The organism is Streptomyces sp. NBC_01089 (genome assembly GCF_045162975.1).
In the GTDB taxonomy this organism is placed as follows: domain Bacteria; phylum Actinomycetota; class Actinomycetes; order Streptomycetales; family Streptomycetaceae; genus Streptomyces.
In genome coordinates this window covers 6,946,609-6,964,903 of the sequence record NZ_CP108660.1, presented here as the reverse complement: position 1 = coordinate 6,964,903, position 18,295 = coordinate 6,946,609, and the positions used below count along the sequence as shown (strand labels likewise).

Annotated in this window: 16 protein-coding genes; 6 read left to right on the top strand and 10 right to left on the bottom strand. The window is 71.9% G+C overall.

The window, feature by feature from the left end:
• Nucleotides 1-14: 14 nt before the first annotated feature.
• The gene (locus OG510_RS31305; RefSeq protein ID WP_406141207.1) at nucleotides 15-740 is read right to left on the bottom strand and encodes an SseB family protein; all 726 of its coding nucleotides are present in this window, start codon (nucleotides 738-740) and stop codon (nucleotides 15-17) included.
• A gap of 139 nt (nucleotides 741-879) precedes the next feature.
• On the opposite strand from OG510_RS31305, the gene OG510_RS31300 reads away from it, so the two are divergent.
• Nucleotides 880-1,590: a serine hydrolase gene (locus OG510_RS31300; RefSeq protein ID WP_406141206.1), complete on the top strand. Its 711-nt coding sequence runs from the start codon at nucleotides 880-882 to the stop codon at nucleotides 1,588-1,590.
• Here the strand turns inward: OG510_RS31300 and mycP are convergent.
• Together mycP and OG510_RS31290 are read right to left on the bottom strand one after the other, a co-directional pair.
• On the bottom strand, nucleotides 1,565-2,773 hold the full coding sequence (gene mycP, locus OG510_RS31295) for a type VII secretion-associated serine protease mycosin (RefSeq protein WP_406141204.1): 1,209 nt from the start codon (nucleotides 2,771-2,773) through the stop codon (nucleotides 1,565-1,567). The genes OG510_RS31300 and mycP overlap by 26 nt on opposite strands.
• A gap of 58 nt (nucleotides 2,774-2,831) precedes the next feature.
• Nucleotides 2,832-4,145: a hypothetical protein gene (locus OG510_RS31290; RefSeq protein ID WP_406141202.1), complete on the bottom strand. Its 1,314-nt coding sequence runs from the start codon at nucleotides 4,143-4,145 to the stop codon at nucleotides 2,832-2,834.
• Nucleotides 4,146-4,303: 158 nt separating this feature from the next.
• Here OG510_RS31290 and OG510_RS31285 point away from each other — a divergent pair, with 158 nt between their 5' ends.
• On the top strand, nucleotides 4,304-5,506 hold the full coding sequence (locus OG510_RS31285; RefSeq protein ID WP_406141201.1) for an amino acid deaminase/aldolase: 1,203 nt from the start codon (nucleotides 4,304-4,306) through the stop codon (nucleotides 5,504-5,506).
• 35 nt (nucleotides 5,507-5,541) lie between these two features.
• Here OG510_RS31285 and OG510_RS31280 read toward each other — a convergent pair whose 3' ends face one another.
• The 4 genes from OG510_RS31280 to OG510_RS31265 all read right to left on the bottom strand — a co-directional run bounded on the left by OG510_RS31280 (nucleotide 5,542) and on the right by OG510_RS31265 (nucleotide 11,186).
• Nucleotides 5,542-6,540 carry a DUF2510 domain-containing protein gene (locus tag OG510_RS31280; RefSeq protein ID WP_406141199.1) on the bottom strand — a complete coding sequence of 333 codons (999 nt, stop codon included), beginning with the start codon at nucleotides 6,538-6,540 and terminating at the stop codon, nucleotides 5,542-5,544.
• Nucleotides 6,541-6,636: 96 nt separating this feature from the next.
• Entirely contained in the window at nucleotides 6,637-7,212 is a 576-nt protein-coding gene (locus OG510_RS31275; protein ID WP_406141198.1) for a cupin domain-containing protein, read from the bottom strand.
• 274 nt (nucleotides 7,213-7,486) lie between these two features.
• Nucleotides 7,487-10,117 carry an ABC transporter permease/substrate binding protein gene (locus OG510_RS31270; protein WP_406141197.1) on the bottom strand — a complete coding sequence of 877 codons (2,631 nt, stop codon included), beginning with the start codon at nucleotides 10,115-10,117 and terminating at the stop codon, nucleotides 7,487-7,489.
• A complete protein-coding gene (locus OG510_RS31265; protein WP_164266571.1) occupies nucleotides 10,110-11,186 on the bottom strand; it encodes a betaine/proline/choline family ABC transporter ATP-binding protein in 1,077 nt (358 codons plus the stop codon). Before OG510_RS31265 ends, OG510_RS31270 begins: the two co-directional genes overlap by 8 nt.
• A gap of 229 nt (nucleotides 11,187-11,415) precedes the next feature.
• Between OG510_RS31265 and OG510_RS31260 the strand changes: the two genes are divergently transcribed.
• The 4 genes from OG510_RS31260 to OG510_RS31245 all read left to right on the top strand — a co-directional run bounded on the left by OG510_RS31260 (nucleotide 11,416) and on the right by OG510_RS31245 (nucleotide 14,808).
• On the top strand, nucleotides 11,416-12,321 hold the full coding sequence (locus tag OG510_RS31260) for a 5'-3' exonuclease H3TH domain-containing protein (RefSeq protein WP_406142648.1): 906 nt from the start codon (nucleotides 11,416-11,418) through the stop codon (nucleotides 12,319-12,321).
• Between the two features lie 47 nt (nucleotides 12,322-12,368).
• A complete protein-coding gene (locus OG510_RS31255) occupies nucleotides 12,369-13,211 on the top strand; it encodes a siderophore-interacting protein (protein ID WP_406141196.1) in 843 nt (280 codons plus the stop codon).
• Nucleotides 13,212-13,471: 260 nt separating this feature from the next.
• Complete coding sequence (locus OG510_RS31250; RefSeq protein ID WP_164266573.1) at nucleotides 13,472-14,056, top strand: sigma-70 family RNA polymerase sigma factor; 585 nt, start codon at nucleotides 13,472-13,474, stop codon at nucleotides 14,054-14,056.
• A complete protein-coding gene (locus OG510_RS31245; RefSeq protein WP_406141195.1) occupies nucleotides 14,053-14,808 on the top strand; it encodes an anti-sigma factor domain-containing protein in 756 nt (251 codons plus the stop codon). The genes OG510_RS31250 and OG510_RS31245 overlap by 4 nt, the downstream gene beginning before the upstream one ends.
• 117 nt (nucleotides 14,809-14,925) lie before the next feature.
• Here OG510_RS31245 and OG510_RS31240 read toward each other — a convergent pair whose 3' ends face one another.
• Genes OG510_RS31240 through OG510_RS31230 form a run of 3 tightly spaced genes read right to left on the bottom strand, consistent with a single transcriptional unit; the run spans nucleotide 14,926 to nucleotide 18,271 of the window.
• Complete coding sequence (locus tag OG510_RS31240; RefSeq protein ID WP_406141194.1) at nucleotides 14,926-15,732, bottom strand: DUF1295 domain-containing protein; 807 nt, start codon at nucleotides 15,730-15,732, stop codon at nucleotides 14,926-14,928.
• On the bottom strand, nucleotides 15,729-17,036 hold the full coding sequence (locus OG510_RS31235; protein ID WP_406141193.1) for a class I SAM-dependent methyltransferase: 1,308 nt from the start codon (nucleotides 17,034-17,036) through the stop codon (nucleotides 15,729-15,731). The genes OG510_RS31240 and OG510_RS31235 overlap by 4 nt, the downstream gene beginning before the upstream one ends.
• Nucleotides 17,033-18,271, bottom strand: a complete 1,239-nt coding sequence (locus tag OG510_RS31230) for a class I SAM-dependent methyltransferase (RefSeq protein WP_406142646.1) — start codon at nucleotides 18,269-18,271, stop codon at nucleotides 17,033-17,035. Before OG510_RS31230 ends, OG510_RS31235 begins: the two co-directional genes overlap by 4 nt.
• Nucleotides 18,272-18,295: the final 24 nt, after the last annotated feature.

Here is an 18,295-nt window from a genome sequence, read left to right as displayed (position 1 = left end):
TTCGCCGCCCGGTGTCAGCGCGCGAAGAGCGGGGTGTTCGGAGCCGGCGCCCCGGCCGGCAGCAGCGCCAGATCGAGCCCCCGCACCAGCCGGGCCCTGAGCACCTCGTGCGCGGCCAGATCCGTGGCGACCGCGGTGGCCGCCGACTGCTCGGCACCGGGCGCGAGGACCAGGGCCAGGGTGCCGTCGGCCTTCCCCGGGCCGAGATGGGCGCGGAGCACGCAGGGGTGTGCGGCGACGACCTCCCGTACCGCCTCCACCACGGCCGGGTCGTCCAGCGGGTCCGCGCTGGTGCGTCCCTCCGCCAGCGCGAGCAGCGCGGCGCCCCTGAGCTCGTACGGGACGGGGCCCGCCAGATCGAGCACGAGCGTGTCGGCCCGCTCATGGGCTGCGGCCTGGAGCGCCTGGTGCAGCGGTACGGCGACCGGGCGGGCCTGCGGGTCCCAGCGGGCCAGTGAAGCGGTCGATGTGAAGGCCGGGAGTGCCCTGCGGTCCCCGGCCTGGAGCGTCGGGACCGCCATGTCGCTGGACTTCTCGCGGCGCAGCCCGTCATCGCCCGTCTCGGCCTCCCCGAGGATCGCGACGACCGGCACCAGGAGCCGGGCGTCCCGGAGGGCTTCGAGCACCTTCGGCTCGGCCGCCCTGTCCTGCGACCAGGCGGCGAGTGCCGCGGTCAGCCGGGGGTCGGCGGTGCCGTCGTCGTCGGAGAATCCGGAGTCCGGAATGTTCTTGAGCGCCACGGTCCTGAGCCTAGTGCCGCGGCCCCCGCCGCTGGTCGGCCGGGTCCGGCTGCGGGGCCGGGGTCCCGGCCGTATCGTCGGGCCGGCCGGGCGCGGGCGGCGGCCGGCGGCCGTACACACATACCCGGGGAGGTCCGAAGTGGATCCGGACGCGGCACTGGCCCGTGCGCTGCGGTCCGTGGCGGGCGACGCCTCGCTGTCGGTCGCGGTGCTCGACACGGCGAGCGGCGCCACCGCCGTTCACGGGAGCGGCAGTTACGACACGGCCAGCATCGTGAAGGTCGGCATCCTCGCGACGCTGCTGCTGCGCGCGCAGGACGCCGGACGCGGCCTCGGCGTCTCGGAACAGACGCTCGCCGAGGCGATGATCGTGCACAGCGACAACGCGTCGGCCACCGCGCTGTGGAACGCGATCGGCAGCGCACCCGGGTTCGACGCCGGTGTCCGGCGGCTCGGGCTCACCCGCACCCGGGGCGGCAGCAACGGCGAGTGGGGCCTGACCCGGACCACCGCCCGGGACCAACTGACGCTGCTGCGGGCGGTGTTCGGAGGCGATTCCGAGCTTTCCCTCTCCTCGCGCGGCTGTCTCACGGCGCTGATGACGAGGGTGGCGCCCGGTCAGGCGTGGGGCGTCTCCGCTGCAGGGCACGGCTGGGCGCTGAAGAACGGCTGGCTGCCGCGCGGGGACGCCGCCCGGTGGACCGTCCACAGCATCGGGCGGGTGACCGTGGGAAGCGGCACCCGGCTGATCGCCGTGCTCTCCGCGGGGCACACCACCCTGCCCGCGGGGATCGCGGTCACCGAGGCCGCGGCGCGTGCCGCCGTCACAGCGACCGGCGGAACCGGCTGAAACCGGCGCCGCGCGGGATGCTCCGGTACCGGCCGCCCCGCCACAGCACCAGGGCGCCGGCCAGCAGCAGCACGCCGGCGCCGCCCGTGAGCGGGACGACCCAGGCTCCGGGCCCCGTGCTCGGCTCCGCGTCGGGGCCCGGCCCGAAGTACTTCCTGCCGTAACCGGCGGCCTCCGTACGGATCTGCGCCGGGGCGAGCTTCGCCGCCGCCGCGAGCGCGGCCGCCGGGTCGACCATCCCGTACCCGAGGGAGTCGTCGCGGCCGCCCTGCGGGGCGTCGCGGGCGGTGTCCGTGAGCAGCTTCTTGATCTGTGCCGGGGTGAGGTCCGGGTACGCGGCCCTGACCAGCGCGACCGCGCCCGAGACGAAGGCGGAGGCCGCGCTGGTGCCCCAGCCCTCGTAGTACTTGCGGTCGGGGTCGGCGATCACGACGTCGACGCCCGGGGCGCTGACGGTGGCGTACCAGCGGCGGGTGGAGAAGGAGGCGTGGGTGCCGTACCGGTCGACGGCGGTCACCGCGATCACCCCGGGGTAGGCGGCCGGGTAGGAGATGTGGTCGCCGTCCTCGCCGCCGTTGCCCGCCGACGCCACGACGACGGAGCCCTTGGAGAGCGCGTACTGGACGGCGGCGTCCTGGCCGGGTTCCGGGCGGGCGGACGCGCTGTCGTCGCCGAGGGAGAGGTTGATGACGTCGGCGTGGTGGTCGGCCGCCCAGCGGATCCCGGTGGCGAGGGCGCCGCCGCGTGAGGCGCGGGCCTTCTTGATCGACGGGTCGCTGCCTTCGAGGATCACCCGGACCGGCAGGATGTGCGCCTCGGGCGCGATGCCGAGGACGCCGTCCGCGTGGCCTGGCCCGTGTCCGTGGCCGGCGATGATGCCCGCCATCGCGGTGCCGTGCCGGGCCCAGGACCGGTCGCCGCGCTTGGCTCCGAAGCCGATCAGGTCCTTGTCGGGCAGCACTTGTCCCGCGAGGTCGGGGTTGGCTGCGTCGACTCCGGTGTCGAGCACGGCGACCGTGACGCCACGCCCCTTGGTCGTACGCCATGCCTGCTGGGTGTGCATGGCGGTCAGTTCCCACTGCTGGGCGCGGATGGAGTCGGCGCCGGCGGGCACCGCGGGCAGCACGGTGAAGGCCGCGGCGGCCAGCACGCCGGTGAGTGCGGTCGGTCCTCGGCGTCTCATCGGTGCTCCTCCGTGCGGTTCAGGGCTTCGCCGTACGCTCCGGGCTCCGCCTGGTGGTTCACGGCTTCGCCGTGGCGGCGACGTTCTTGCGCAGCGCCCGCTCGACGCGCTCCTCGATGCCCTTGGCGTCGTGGCCGAGCCCCGCCTGGGCCGCGGCGGTCGTCTGTGACTCCTCCATGGCCACGGCGGCGGGCTGCGGGTCGGTGACCGTACGGCCGTCGGCGAACCCGGAGACCGCGTACACGACGACGGGTGCGTCCGTCAGGACGCTCACCGTCCAGCTCGCCCGCTGCCGGTCGCCGAACGAGGCGGCGGGTGTGGACTTCACCGGGTAGGCGCCGGGCATCAGATCGGTGCGCCGGTCGAGGCCCTCGGCCGTGAACCGTTGGTGCAGGGCGGTCATCGCCGCCGGGCCCGCCTCGGTGAAGACCATCCCGACCGTGGTCACACTGCTGCTGGTGGCATCGGTGTACGTCGCGCGCACCAGCCTGCTGCAGCCCACCGGCTGGAGCGCGCGCAGCAGCATGGGGTCGAGCCGGCCCGTACAGGTGCTGTCCGGTGCGACGCCCACCCTGGTCCAGGTGCGGTCGGCGCCGCCGGGGCCCGCGCCGGTGCCTTTGAGCGTCGTGGGGAAGAGGGTGTCGACCGGGGTGCTGTGCCAGAGGCCGCGCGCCGCGGTGAATCCGTCGCTGGGGCCTGCCGCGGCACTGTCACCGCTGAGCATGCTCCCGGCGGCCGCGCCACCGATCAGGCCGAGGCCCAGCACCACGCAGGCCGCGGCGGCCACGGCCCTGCCCGGGTGCCGGGCCGGAACGGGCCGCAGCCGGGTGGTGGTCTCGACCGGCGTCTCGGCGGCGGCCTGACGCGGCTCCTGACGGACCGCCGGGCCTCCCGCACCGGGCCGCGGGGTGAGGTCGACAGCGCCGACCGGCCTGCGGCGGGTGGGCGGCGGCGCGGAGGGCCGGGGCGGGAAGACGGGCGGTGCGGCGGCGGGCCTGGGCGGGACGCCGGACGGCGGCGCCGGCCTCCCGGCCGCGGAGGCCGCGGAGGCCGGGTAGGCCGGGGAACCGGCAGGCGGGCCGGTGGGCGACCCGGCCGGCGGGCCTGCGGGCGACCCGGCTCCCGGCTCCGAAGAGGCGGCGGACGCACGGGAGTCGGAGACGGCGGGGGAAGGCCCGGTCGCGGAGGCGTCAGCGGGCTCGGGAGTCTCGACGACGGGGCGCAGCCGTGTAGTGGTCTCCGTGGGGGCCTCGGCCGGGGGCTGCCCCGGGCCGGCCTGGGCGGGGGGCTGCGTGGGTGGCTGGGCGCACGGCGGTTCCTTCGGGCGGGGCGGGAAGGACGGGAAGGGGGCACGTCGCGCCTCGGTACTCATCCGCCCCCCTGTGCGTCCGCCCGAATTCGCCTTCCTGGCGGGTCCGTCGGTCACTCTACGGGCTGGCACGGGACCTGCGGGAACCGGACGGTACGCACGGGGCATCTGCCCAGAACATCCCCCTACCCTCCGGTAATCATGTCTGGCAGGCTTCGGCCATGACGCCCCGTGCTGCTGACCGGACCCGGTACGACCGGGCCACCGCCGCCCTCGATGCCCCGCTGGCGATCGTCGACCTCGAAGCCTTCGACGCCAACGCCGACGACCTGGTCCGCCGCGCGGCCGGCAAACCGATCCGGGTGGCGAGCAAGTCCGTACGCTGCCGGACGCTCCTGGAGCGGGTGCTGGAGCGCGACGGCTTCGCCGGGCTGATGTCGTTCACCCTGGCGGAGTCGCTGTGGCTGGCCAGGTCCGGGTTCGACGACGTACTCCTCGCCTATCCGTCGGCCGACCGCGCCGGATACGCCGAGCTGGCCGGCGACCCCAAGCTGGCCGCCGCCGTGACCGTGATGGTGGACGATCCGGCCCAGCTGGAGCTGATCGACGGCGCGCGGGACGGCGGCCGTGAGGAGATCCGCGTCTGCCTGGAGCTGGACACCTCGCTCCGGATGCTCGGCGGCCGGGTGCGCATCGGGGCGCTCAGGTCGCCGCTGCGCGATCCCGCCCAACTCGCCGAGCTGGCACGGTCGGTGGCGCGGCGCCCGGGTTTCCGGCTGGTGGGGCTGATGGCGTACGAGGGCCATATCGCGGGGGTGGGCGACTCCGTCGCCGGGCGGCCGCTGCGCTCGCGCGCGGTGCGGCTGATGCAGTCGGCGGCCCGCAGGGAGCTGGCCGTCCGGCGGGCCGCCGTGGTGCGGGCGGTCCGGTCGGTGGCACCGGACCTGGAGTTCGTCAACGGCGGCGGGACGGGCAGCGTGCAGCACACGGCGGCCGAGGACGCGGTGACCGAGATCGCGGCGGGTTCCGGCCTCTTCGTACCGCGGCTCTTCGACAACTACACCTCCTTCACCGGGCGTCCGGCGGCCCTCTTCGCGATGCCGGTGGTCCGCAGGCCGGGCGTGGGTGTGGTGACCGTGCTCGGCGGCGGCTATCCGGCGTCGGGCGCGGCCGGCCAGGACCGGCTGCCCGTCCCGTACCTCCCTGAGGGGCTGCGCTACGACCCGCAGGAGGGGCCCGGCGAGGTCCAGACCCCGCTGCTCGGCTCCCCCGCCGACGATCTGCTGCTCGGTGACAAGGTGTGGTTCCGGCACGCCAAGTCGGGTGAGCTGTGCGAGCGGTTCGACGCGCTCCAGCTGATCGAGGGCGACCGGGTGACGGGGACCGCGCCGACATACCGCGGCGAGGGCCACACCTTCCTGTAAGCCCCCCGTGCCTTCCCTGCGCTCCCGGTGGCGGGTCAGGGGGCGATGCTGCTGCCCACACCGCCGCTTGTGGCATCGCCGATGGGGCGGATCCCGCTGGTGATGGTGTCCATGACGTGGAGCGGCGGCCCGTCGGGCCCGGCGTCGAAGGCGAGGCGCACCACGACCATCGACTCGGAGCCGAGGGACGACGGGAAGGCGACGGTCTGGACGTAACCCCCGGGGCCCGCGCCGGTTCTGACCCGCCAGCGCACCAGATAGCCGGTGCGGCCCGCGACGGTCACCGACCGGGACTCGGTCCGGGTGTGCGAGGTGATGCCGTCGTAGTTGAGGTCGCCGACGAGGTCCTTGTCGTACGAGCTGTCGGCGGCGTCCTTGATATCCGCCTTGGCCACCGCCTCGGCCGATGAGACGTCGCTCTGGTCGGCGGTACGTGAGGTGACCGTGCCGTGGTAGCAGAACGAGGCCGAGTCGCCGGGGCAGGTGTAGGAGTGGCTGGTCCGCATGGTCGTGACGTCCTCGACCGTGCTGGTCGGCTTCTCCCAGCCGTCCGGGACGGGCAGGGTGATGCCGTTCAGCTGGTCGACGAGCAGAGCCGGGTCGGCGGTCGGCGGTGCGCCGGTGCCCGAAGTGTGTGTCCCGGCGGCTGTGGCCGGGGGCGAAGCGGGTGCGCTGGTGGCTGCCGGGGAGTGCGCCGCCTTGCCGTCGCCGCCACCGCTGTTGACCACGGTGACCGCCACCGTCACCGCGACGGCGACCACGGCCACCGCGCCGATGGCGAGCGGCACCACGCGCGGCACACCACCGCGCCCGCGCCGGCCCGCGGGTATGGGCACGGGTGTGGCCGCCGACGGCGGACCGAAGCCGTACGGCGCCGCGGGCAGGCTCTGCTGAGGTCCTGGCAGGCCGGGCTGTTGCGGTACGGCGTCGACGAGGGGGCGGGTGTGCGCGGTCCAGGCCGTGCCGTCCCACCACCGCTCGGTGGCGGGCAGGCCGGTGTCCGGGTACCAGCCGGGCGGGGTCGCGTGGGTCATCCCGTCACTCTAGAGTCCGGCGTCGCTCGAGTCCGGCGTCACCTGGAGTCCGGTGCCCGGTACGGGCCGGGACCGGACGGGAGGGGACGGCAGTATCTAACGCTGTGGGTCGGCCGTCGCGTCGACGTGTTCGGCGACCGCGACGACGACGATCCGGGTCTCGGGCACCGTGGCACGCCAGCGGTGCCGCACTCCCCCGGAGAGGAACAGGCTGTCACCGCGCGCCAGCCGGTACGCCCGGCCCTCGGCCTCCACCTCGGCAGCGCCCTCGGCGACGTACAGCACCTCGTCGTTGCGGTGCTGGAACTCGCGCCCGGTCTCCTGCTCACCCGTGAACTCCATGGCGTGCAGCTGGTGGTGGCCGCGCACCAGGTCCCGGATCTGCGGCTCGGGGTCGGGGACGGCGCCGTCGGCGGTCACCGCGCGGACCACGTCGACCGTACGCCCCGCGTCGGACACCGCGAGCAGTTCGACGGCCGTGGTCTCCAGCGCGTCGGCGACCCGCTGGAGCGAGCGCTCGCTCGGCCGGGCCCGCTCGTTCTCGATCTGGCTGAGGAAGGGTACGGACAGCCCGCTGCGCGCGGACACCTTCGCGAGGGTGAGTCCCAGTGTGCGGCGGCGCCTGCGGACGGCGGCACCCACCCGGAACGCCTCCTTCTCGTTAGCGTCCATCGGTTCCCCTCCCTTTGCCCTGTCGCCCGGTCGTGTCTGCTAGCACCTTACGCAGCTTCGGACCACGGGAGGGCCGTCCTGTCACACCCGCGTCGCACAACCTTTCCGCCGCACAGCCGCACGGCCGCCCCGGCCGACTGCCCTCAAGTGCCGACCGGCGGACCGAAGTTGACCCAAGGGTGCCCGGAACGCCGTAAGGGGCGGGCAACGCCGGTGGCGTTGCCCGCCCCTTACGGGAGAGCCTTCCGCGGAAGATCCCCGCGGGAGAGTCGGATCAGCTGCCGACAGGCGCCAGCTTGTCCTCAAGGCCCGGGTTCGCGTCGAGCCACTTGCGGGCGGACTGCTTCTCCTTGCCCGCACCGCCGTCCTGGATCGCGACCTCGAGCGAGTTGAGCTTGTCCTCGCTGAGCTTGAACTTCTTCAGCCAGCCGTTCAGCTCGGGCAGATCCTTGCCGAAGTCCTTGCGGGCGACGGTGTGGATCGAGTCGCTCTTGCCCCAGGCACCCTTCGGGTCCTTGAGCTTCGTCAGGTCGTACTTGCCATAGGCCCAGTGCGGCGACCACAGCACCACGATCACCGGCTCCTTCTTCTTGATGGAGCGGTCCAGCTGAGCCAGCATCGACGACGTACTCGACGACACCACCTGGTACTCACCCTGCAGCCCGTAAGCCTTCAGGACCTTCTTGTTCAGCAGACCCATCTCACCGGCACTCGACTCAATACCGATGATCTTGCCGTTGAACTCCTTGCCCTTGCCCTTCAGATCCGCCAGGGACTTCACACCCTTGACATACGAAGGCACGGACAGCTCCAGCGATGTGGGCCCGTACCAGGAGCCGACATCGGTGAGTTTGCTCTTGTATCTGTCCCAGTACTGCTTGTGCGTCGTCGGCAGCCAGGAGTCGAACTGCACATCCTCCTGGCCCTGGGCGAGCGCGGTGTACAGCGGTCCCGGGTCGAGCTGCTTGACGTTGGGCTTGTAGCCGCGGTCCTCCAGGATGTTCTGCCAGAGGTACGTCGAGGCGATGGCCTCGTCCCACGGGAAGAAGCCCAGGTTGACGCTCTTGCCCGCGTCCTTGCCCTTCTGCGGGGCGCCGGCGCCCTTCGCGACGGGCGCGAGCTTGTTCACCATGCTCGGGTTCTTCTTCAGCCAGGCGCGCACGCCGTCCTGCTCATGACCCTCACCGGCGCTCTGGACGGAGTTCTCCAGGCTGGTCAGCTGGTCCTCGGTGAGCTTGAAGTCCTTCAGCCACTCCGCGACCGTCGGGTCCTTCTTGTCGAAGCCCTTGTGCGCGACGGTGTGGATCGAGTCGCTCTTGCCCCAGGCACCCTTCGGGTCCTTGAGCTTCGTCAGGTCGTACTTGCCGTACGCCCAGTGCGGCGACCACAGCACCACGACGACCGGCTCCTTCTTCTTGATGGAGCGGTCCAGCTGAGCCAGCATCGACGACGTACTCGACGACACCACCTGGTACTCACCCTGCAGCCCGTAAGCCTTCAGGACCTTCTTGTTCAGCAGACCCATCTCACCGGCACTCGACTCAATACCGATGATCTTGCCGTTGAACTCCTTGCCCTTGCCCTTCAGATCCGCCAGGGACTTCACACCCTTGACGTAGGAGGGCACGGTCAGTTCGAGGGACGTCGGGCCGTACCACTGGCCCATGTCCTCGAGCTGGGACTTGTACTTGTTCCAGTAGTCCTTGTGGGTCGTCGGCAGCCAGGAGTCGGTCTGGAAGTCGACGTCGCCGCGGGCCACACCGGAGTAGAGCGGGCCGGCGTCGAGCTGCTTGACGTCGGTCGTGTAGCCGCGCTGCTCCAGCAGCTCCTTCCACAGGTACGTGGAGGCGATGCCCTCGTCCCAGGGGATGTACCCCATCTTGATCTGCTTGCCGTGGCCGACGTCCGAGCCCGCCTGCGACGAGCCCTTGCTGTCGGAGGCCGAGCCGAGGTTCATGCCGCCCGCGACCAGCCCGAGGATCACGACGCCGATCACGGCGACGCTGGTGCCGGGACGGTAGTGCGTGAAGCTCCACTTCTGGGCCATGGAGGCCGCCTTCGCGGCGGCGCGCCGGCCCAGCGGGGAGACACGCTGGTTGAGGGCGCCGGTCATCCGGTCCAGGTAGATGGCCAGGATGACCACGGCCACACCGCTCTCGGCGGCGAGACCGACCTGGAGCTGTGTGATGGCCGCGTAGACCTTCTCGCCGAGACCGCCCGCACCGGCCATACCGCCGATGACGACCATGGAGAGCGCGAGCATGATGACCTGGTTGACACCGGCCATGATCGTCGGCAGTGCCAGGGGCAGCTGCACCCGGCGCAGGATGTTGCGCGGGGAGGTGCCGAACGCCTCGGCGGCCTCGACCAGTTCGCCGTCCACCTGCCGGATGCCCAGCTCGGTCATCCGGACGCCCGGGGGCATCGCGAAGACGATCGTGGCGATCACGCCGGGGGTCACCCCGACGCCGAAGAACATGACGCCCGGGATCAGATAGACGAAGGCGGGCATCGTCTGCATCACGTCGAGCACCGGGCGGACCGCGGCACCGACCTTGGCGCTGCGCGCCGCCCAGATGCCCAGTGGCACCGCGATCACGATCGTGATGACCGCCGCGACAATCACCAGCGACAGCGTGTCCATGCCCTCGTCCCAGAGGGCGAGCGCGTCGATCAGGGCGAAGCCGACGAAGGTCAGCACCGCTGGTACCAGACCGCGCAGCCAGAAGGCGAGGACGGCGAAGATGCCCGCCATCAGCAGCGGTTCACCGCCGCCGAGTACCGCGTCGACACCGTTGTACATGTGCGTGAGCACGCTGTTGATCGCGTCGAACAGCCAGCCGACGTGGTCCTGGAGCCACTTGACGATGTTTTCGACCCAGTCGCCGAAATGGAACCTAGGCACTGGCGACCGCCTTGTTCTTGGGCGCCGCGTCACAGACCAGGGGGGCCTCGGCGTACTCGCCGAGGAATCCTACGAGACGGGACTGCTCGACGACACCGACCAGCTTGCCCTGGGCGTTCTTTACGGCCACCGGGTGCGGGACACGCGCGCTCACGCCGCACAGGTCGGCGAAGGTGGTGTCGGGGGTGACGGTCTCGCAGCCGCAGTCGCCCGCGTCGGGACGGTGTGCGTCGGTCATCATCGCCGCGGCGGTGAGGACGCGCGTGCGGTCCACGTCCTTGGTGAAGGAGGCGACATAGTCGTTGGCCGGCGTGATGAGGATGTCCTCGGCTGTGCCGAGCTGGACTATCTCCCCGTCGCGCATGACCGCGATGCTGTCGCCGAGGCGCATGGCCTCGTTGAGGTCGTGGGTAATGAAGACGATCGTCTTCTTCAGCCGCTTCTGCAGTTCGAGCAGCTGGTCCTGCATGTCACGGCGGATCAGCGGGTCGAGCGCGCTGAAGGACTCGTCCATCAGCAGCAGGTCCGCGTCGGTCGCGAGCGCGCGGGCGAGGCCCACCCGCTGCTGCATACCGCCGGACAGCTCGTCGGGCCAGGAGGTCTCCCAGCCGGCGAGTCCCGTCATCTCCAGGGCCTCGGCCGCCCGCTTCTCGCGCTCGGCGCGGGGCACGCCCTGGACCTCGAGGCCGTAGCCCGCGTTCTCCAGGACGCTGCGGTGGGGGAAGAGCGCGAAGTGCTGGAAGACCATGCTGATCTTCTTCGAACGCACCTCGCGCAGCTCGCTGTCGCTGAGCGCGGTCAGATCCTGGCCGTCGAAGAGCACCCGGCCCGACGTCGGCTCGAGGAGCCCGTTGAGCATGCGCAGCAGCGTGGACTTGCCGGATCCCGAGAGACCCATGACCACGAAGATGTTGCCGGGCTCGACGGTGAAGGATGCGTCGATGACCGCAGCAGTCGTGCCCTCACCGCGCAGCTCATCGCGGCCGGTGCCGTTCTCGAGTTTCTGCACGGCTTCATCGGGTCGTCTGCCGAACACTTTGTACAAGCGGTCGGCTTGCAGCCTGGACACATATACCTCACGCGTTGAGACGAAGACGACCTGTCACCCCCGTGTCGACGGGTCGTGGAGCGGCACGGGATCGGTCCGCTTCACCCTCGCAATACTTGAATCTGCTACTGGTTCCGCTCCGTGGCGGCGCCTGCCCACCTTTATCCGCCCCAAACAGAAGAGTGACCCAGCTCACTTTCGGGTGAGTGTCGGTGGTGTACGGCATGATCGGAGCGTGACCCGACGCCTGATGCTCCTCGACACCGCTTCCCTCTACTACCGGGCCTATTTCGGGGTCCCCGATACGGTACGGGCCCCGGACGGCACTCCGGTCAACGCCGTGCGCGGGCTGCTCGACTTCATCGCCAGACTGGTGCAGGACCACCGGCCCGACGCGCTGGTCGCGTGCATGGACGCGGACTGGCGTCCCCAGTGGCGGGTCGACCTCATCCCCTCGTACAAGGCGCACCGGGTGGCCGTGGAGACCGAGCAGGGCCCGGACGAGGAGGACACCCCCGACACGCTGGCTCCGCAGGTCCCGGTGATCGAGCAGGTGCTGGACGCGCTCGGTATCGCCCGGGTGGGTGTCGACGGTTACGAGGCGGACGACGTGATCGGCACCCTGGCCGGCGCGGCCACCGGTCCGGTCGACATCGTCACCGGGGACCGCGACCTCTACCAGCTGGTGGACGACGCCCGTGGCGCGCGGGTGCTGTATCCACTGAAGGGCGTGGGGAACCTCCAGCTCACCGATGAGGCGCTGCTGCGCGAGAAGTACGGAGTGACCGGTCAGGGGTATGTGGACCTGGCGCTGCTGCGGGGGGACCCGAGCGACGGCCTGCCCGGCGTGCCGGGGATCGGCGAGAAGACGGCGGCGAAACTGCTCGACGCGTTCGGCGATCTGGCCGGGATCATGGCCGCGGTCGACGATCCGGCGTCCGGGCTCACCCCTTCGCAGCGCCGCAAGCTGGACGAGGCGCGCGCCTATGTGGCGGTGGCTCCGAAGGTGGTGCGGGTGGCTTCGGACGTACCGCTGCCGCCGTTCGACCCGGCGCTGCCCACCGCACCGCGCGACCCGGCCGCCCTGGAACTACTGGGCACCCGGTGGGGTCTGGGCGGATCGCTCCAGCGCCTGCTCTCCACTCTCCAGGACTGAAGTGCTAACTTAGGTGAGCCTAACTATATCGATCTGGGGAGCTGTCCGTGGCGGAAGCACCGGCCCGTAAGACACCGCAGGCCCACGAGGCGCAGGTGATCCGTACCGAACGGATCACCCCGCACATGGTCCGTCTGGTCCTCGGCGGTGAGGGGCTGGACGCGTTCGACGCATCGGAGTTCACCGACCACTACATCAAGGTGCTCTTCCCGCCCGATGGCGTCAGCTATCCGGAGCCGTTCGACATGGCCCGGATCCGCGAGGAGCTCCCCCGCGAACAGTGGCCCGTCACCCGGACGTACACGGTGCGGTCCTGGGACCCGGCGCTGCGTGAGCTCGTGGTCGACTTCGTCGTGCACGGCACCGAAGGGCTGGCAGGACCCTGGGCGGCGGCCGCCCGCCCCGGCGACACGATGCGCTTCCTCGGCCCCGGCGGCGGGTACGCGCCGGACCCGGCCGCCGGCTGGCACCTGCTGGCGGGCGACGAGAGCGCGCTGCCCGCCATCGCGGCCGCGGTGGAGGCGATGCCCGCGGGCGCCGTGGTCCACGCGTTCGTGGAGGTGTCGGGCCCCGACGAGGAGCAGAAGATCGCGGCGCCGGACGGCGTCGAAGTACGGTGGCTGCACCGCGGCGCACGCCCGGCGGGCGAGGCGCTGACCGAGGCGGTACAGACACTCGACTTCCCGGCGGGCGAGGTCAGCGCCTTCGTGCACGGCGAGGCGGGCTGTGTGAAGGAGCTGCGGCGCCATCTGCGGCTGGACCGCGGGATCCCCCGCGAGCGGCTGTCCATCTCGGGCTACTGGCGGCTGGGCCAGGACGACGAGACCTGGCGCGCGGCGAAGCGCGAGTGGAACGCCCAGGTGGAGGCCGAGCAGGAACAGGCGGGCTGACCGCCTCGGTACCGGCGGAGGGAAGAGCCCCCGGGGGTGAGCGTGCGCTCGCCACCGGGGGCTCTCCGCTGTGCCCGGCGGCCGTACACCGCGGCGCGTGTTCTGCTGGGAGACGGCCTACGCGGGACGGGCGGCGCGGGACGGCCGACGGGACGGGCGGCGCGGAAGATTTCGTACGCCTGACCAATCCAGCGCCGCGCTCGCTCCGAATACCCGCCGAGAACTCGTATACCGCCTGTCCGCCTGTGGAGGAACGCCGCGTGAAAGAAGCCGTGCACATCAGCGGAGCCGCTTCGGCGGGGCCTGATCTGCAGCAATTGCTCGCCCTGGTCGCCCGCGGCGACCAAGACGCCTTCTCGCGTCTGTACGACTCCGTGTGCGGCCCCGTTCTCGGACTGGTACGCGCGGTGCTGCGCGATCCCGCGCAGTCGGAGGAGGTGGCCCAGGAGGTGCTTCTGGAGGTGTGGCGCGGCGCGGCACGTTTCCAGCCCGACCGCGGCTCCGCGATGAACTGGGTCCTGATGCTCGCCCACCGCCGGGCGGTGGACCGGGTGCGTTCGGCCCAGGCCGCTTCGGACCGTGAGCAGCGGGCCGCCCTGCTCGACCGGACACCGGCGTTCGACGAGGTCGTCGAACAGGTCGAGTCCCGGCTGGAGCGGGAGCAGGTGCGCCGCTGTCTGAGTTCTCTGACAGAGGTGCAGCGCGAGTCGGTGACACTCGCGTACTACCGGGGCCTGGCCTACCGGGAAGTGGCCGAGCTGCTCTCCGTACCGCTCGGCACCATCAAGACTCGACTGCGCGACGGACTCATCCGGATGCGCGACTGCCTGGGGGTCAGCGCATGATGACAGCGGATCTGCACACACTGACCGGCGCCTACGCGCTGCATGCCCTGGAGCCCGAGGAGCGCGCCGAGTTCGAGCAGCATCTCCAGGTGTGCCCCGCCTGCACCCAGGAGGTACGTGAGCTGGTGGCGACAGCGGGCAGGCTGGCCCTCGCGGTCACGGTGACCCCGCCGCCCGCGCTCAAGCAGGAGGTGCTGCGCCGGATCGCCACCGAACGCCAGGAGGCCCCGCTGCTGCCGCAGCAGCACCGCGGCGGTGGCGGCGGCGCACGCGGAGGCCGTGCGCTCTCCCGGTTCGCGCTCGCGGCCTGTCTCGCCGCGGCCGTCGGTCTCGGCGGGGTCGCGGTGTGGCAGCACCAGGAGGCCGGTGACGCCAGGAACTCCGCCGCGCAGTCGCAGCAGCAGGCGCGTGCGCTGGCCGCGGTGCTCGCCGCTCCGGACGCCAAGATCACGACGGGGAAGCTGAAGGACGGGGCGAACGGCACGGTCGTCGTCTCGCACACCAGGAACCGGGCGGCGTTCCTCACCTCGGGACTGCCGAAGCCGCCGAGCGGCAAGGTCTACCAGCTCTGGTTCAACGACAACGGGACGATGCGCTCCGCGGGTCTGCTGAATCCTTCATCCTCCTCGGAGAGCGTGCTCATGGCAGGCGCGGTGAACTCCGCGGCCGGGATGGGCATCACGGTCGAACCGGCCGGCGGCTCGAAGGCGCCGACGACGGCCCCGCTGGCACTGATGAATTTCCCGGCCTGACCCGGCCGGAGGAATGAATGTGAGGGACTGAATGTGAAGGGCCGAACGTGAAGGGCTGAACGTGAAGGGGGAGCCCGGCCGGGCTCCCCCTTCACGTTGCGCCGCGTCTCCCCCGGCTCAGCCCCGCTTCGGCGGCCACGGGAAGAAACCGCTGGTCCGCGCGGCGTACGCGGCGAAGCCCGGCCGGTCGGCCATGTGCCGCTCCAGCAGCCGCTTCCCGCTGCCGCCGATCAGCAGGAAACTCATCACGAGCGGGCTGACGACGGTCGCGGCCGCGACCACCGGATCGTCGCAGACGAGCAGGAACAGCCCCCACCAGACACAGAAGTCGCCGAAGTAGTTCGGGTGCCTGGTCCAGGACCACAGGCCGCGGTCCATGATCTGCCCGCGGTGGGCGGGGTCCGCCTTGAAGCGGGCCAGCTGCCGGTCGCCCACGCCCTCGAAGACCAGCCCCACCAGCCATACGGCACAGCCGATGTATCCGGCCGGCCCCATCGTGCCCGGCAGGTACTGCGCCGCCTGGACCGGCAGCGAGACGAGCAGGACCAGGGCGCCCTGGAGCAGATAGACCTTGCGCAGCGCGTACAGGTTCCGGCTGCCCGGGGCCCTGGCGAGCATCGCCTCGTAACGGGCGTCCTCGCCGTGGCCGCGTCCGCGCAGCGCGATGTGGACGGCGAGCCGCAGCCCCCAGACCACCGTCAGCGCGGTGACCACGAGACGGCGTACCCCGTCGCCGCCCTCCCCCGCCGACACGGCGTACGAGACGAGCGCGACCGCGGCGAACGCCGCGCCCCAGGCGATGTCGACGATCCGGTGCAGCCCCCTGGCCACCGCGACGGCGAAGGTGAGCAGCATGACGGCGAGCGCCGCCGCGGCCGCCGCGCCCACCCCCTGGCCGAAGGCACCCCACGGGTATCCGCTCACCGCCGGACGTCCCCGGCGTACCAGTCGTGCGGGGTGGCGGGCATCTCGCTCCGGCCGCTGTCGTCGGGGCGTACGGCGAGAATCTGGTCCACGCCCATCCGCCGCTCCTCGAACGCGAGGCGTCCGCCCACCAGATAGAGCCGCCAGACCCGCGCGGTCTCCTCGCCGGCCAGGGCGCGGAACTCCTCCCAGCGCTCCTCCAGCGTCCGCTCCCAGGCGGCGACGGTCCGGGAGTAGTGCTCGCGGATCGACTCCACGGCCCGTACCTCAAGACCCGCGCCCTCAAGAAGCGAGACGGTCTCACCCAGCGGGCGCATATGCATGTCGGGGGCGATGTACGCCTCGATGAAGGCGCCGCCGCCCGGGGCGACCGTGCCGCGGGACATCTGCTGGACCAGCACCCGGCCGGCCGGCCGGACCATGCCGAACAGCATGGCGGTGAAGCCGGGGTACTGGGCGTCGCCGACGTGTTCGCCCATCTCGATGGTGGACACCGCGTCGTAGTCGCCGCCCGTGATGTCGCGGTAGTCGGCGAGCCTGACCTCCACCAGGTCGTCAAGCCCGCGCTCCGCCACCTGGTTCCTGACGTACTCCGCCTGCTCGGCGGCGAGGGTGACCGCGGTGACCTTGGCCTTGTACTCCTGCGCCGCGTAGAGGGTGAGCGATCCCCAGCCGCAGCCGATGTCGAGCAGCCGGGCGCCGGGGGTCAGCGCGAGCTTGCGGCAGATCAGTTCCAGCTTGTCGCGCTGGGCGTCGGCCTGCCCGTACTCCGGGTCCTCGCTGGTCCAGTAGCCGCAGGAGTACGCCATCGTCTCGTCGAGCAGCAGCGCGTAGAAGTCGTTGGAGAGGTCGTAGTGGTGGCTGATCGCGGCCCGGTCGCGGGCCTTGCTGTGCAGGGCGCCGCGCAGCCTGGCCTGGGAGGCAGGCGGTGCGGGGCGCGGGCCGACCGCGCCGAGGCGCAGCGCGGTGCGCACCGCGCGGGCCCGCTCGGCGACCGTGAGCTGCGGCGGCCGCAGCCCGCGGGCCCTGACGGCGCTCCACACGGTGCGCAGACCGTCCGCGAGGTCGCCCTCGATGTCCAGCTCGCCGGTGATGTACGCCTGGGCCAGGCCGAGTTCGTCGGGCTGCCAGAGCAGCCGGCGCAGTGCGCGGCGGGAGCGCAGGACCACCACGGGTGCGCCGTCGGGGCCGGCGGTGGAGCCGTCCCAGGCCCGCAGGCGCAGCGGGAGGCGGCCGCCGAGGAACTGTTCGACCAGCGGGAACAGCTGCTGGGCGGCGCCGGTCCTGCTCTGAGGGCGCTTCATCGGGAGGTCTCCTCCTTGGTGAGCAGCAGTTGCTGCACATCGAGATAGCCGGAGCGGAAACCCGCTTCGGAGTAGGCGAGATAGAAGGTCCACAGCCGTCGGAAGGTCCGGTCGAAGCCGAGTGCCCCGACGGCGTCGGCCTGTTCCTCGAACCGTTCGCGCCAGAGCCTGAGGGTCTCGGCGTAGTGCGGTCCGAACTCCTCGCGCCTGCGCACGCGCAGCGCCGTGCGCTCGGCGGTGATCTGCTCGATCGCCTCGGCCGACGGCAGCAGGCCGCCGGGGAAGATGTACTTCTGGATCCAGGTGAAGGTGTCCTTGCTGGCGAGCATCCGCTCGTGCGGCATGGTGATCGCCTGGAGTGCGATCCGGCCGCCGGGTGCCAGCAGCCGGTCCAGCGTCATGAAGTACTCGGGCCAGAACTCGGCGCCGACGGCCTCGATCATCTCGACGCTGACGATGGCGTCGTAACTGCCTTCCACCCGGCGGTAGTCGAGGATCTCCACCGAGACGCTGTCCTGGTGCCCGGCGGCACGGATGCGCTCGACGGCCAGCTCGCGCTGTTCCCGGGAGAGCGTCACGGTGCGCACCCGGGCGCCGCGCGCGGCGGCCCGTACGGCCAGCTCGCCCCAGCCGGTGCCGATTTCGAGGAGGCGGGTGCCGGGTCCGACCCCGGCCTCGTCGAGCAGCCGGTCGATCTTGCGGTGCTGGGCGGCGGCCAGCAGCGACCGGTCGGCGGGGAAGCCGCGGAAGAGCGCCGACGAGTACGAGAGCGTCTCGTCGAGGAAGAGGGCGAAGAGGTCGTTGGAGAGGTCGTAGTGGTGGCTGATGTTGTCGCGCGAGCCCTCGGGCGTGTTGCGCTGGGCCGCCGGCTGCTTCCTGGCCCAGACGGCGCGCAGCTTCTGCAGCGGCGCGGGGATCAGGCTCGCGGCCCGTTCGGCGAGCACGGTCAGGACCCCGACCAGGTCGGCGGCCGCCCATTCGCCCGCCATCCAGGACTCGCCGAAGCCGATCAGGCCGCCCGCGCCGATGCGGCGGAAGAACGCTGCGGGGTCGTGCACATCGAGCAGCGGCCCGCCGAGCCCGAGCGTCTCGGCGCCGGCGAGCCTGACCCGCAGCGGAAGTCCGGCGAGCGCCTTGCGGACGACGCGTTCCGCGACGGCGGTACGCAGCCAGGACGCGTCCGGCAGCCGGGCGACGTCCGGCCAGCGCTCGGCGTCGACCTCGGTACGGGGCAGTGCTGTCGCAGGGGTGGCGGACCC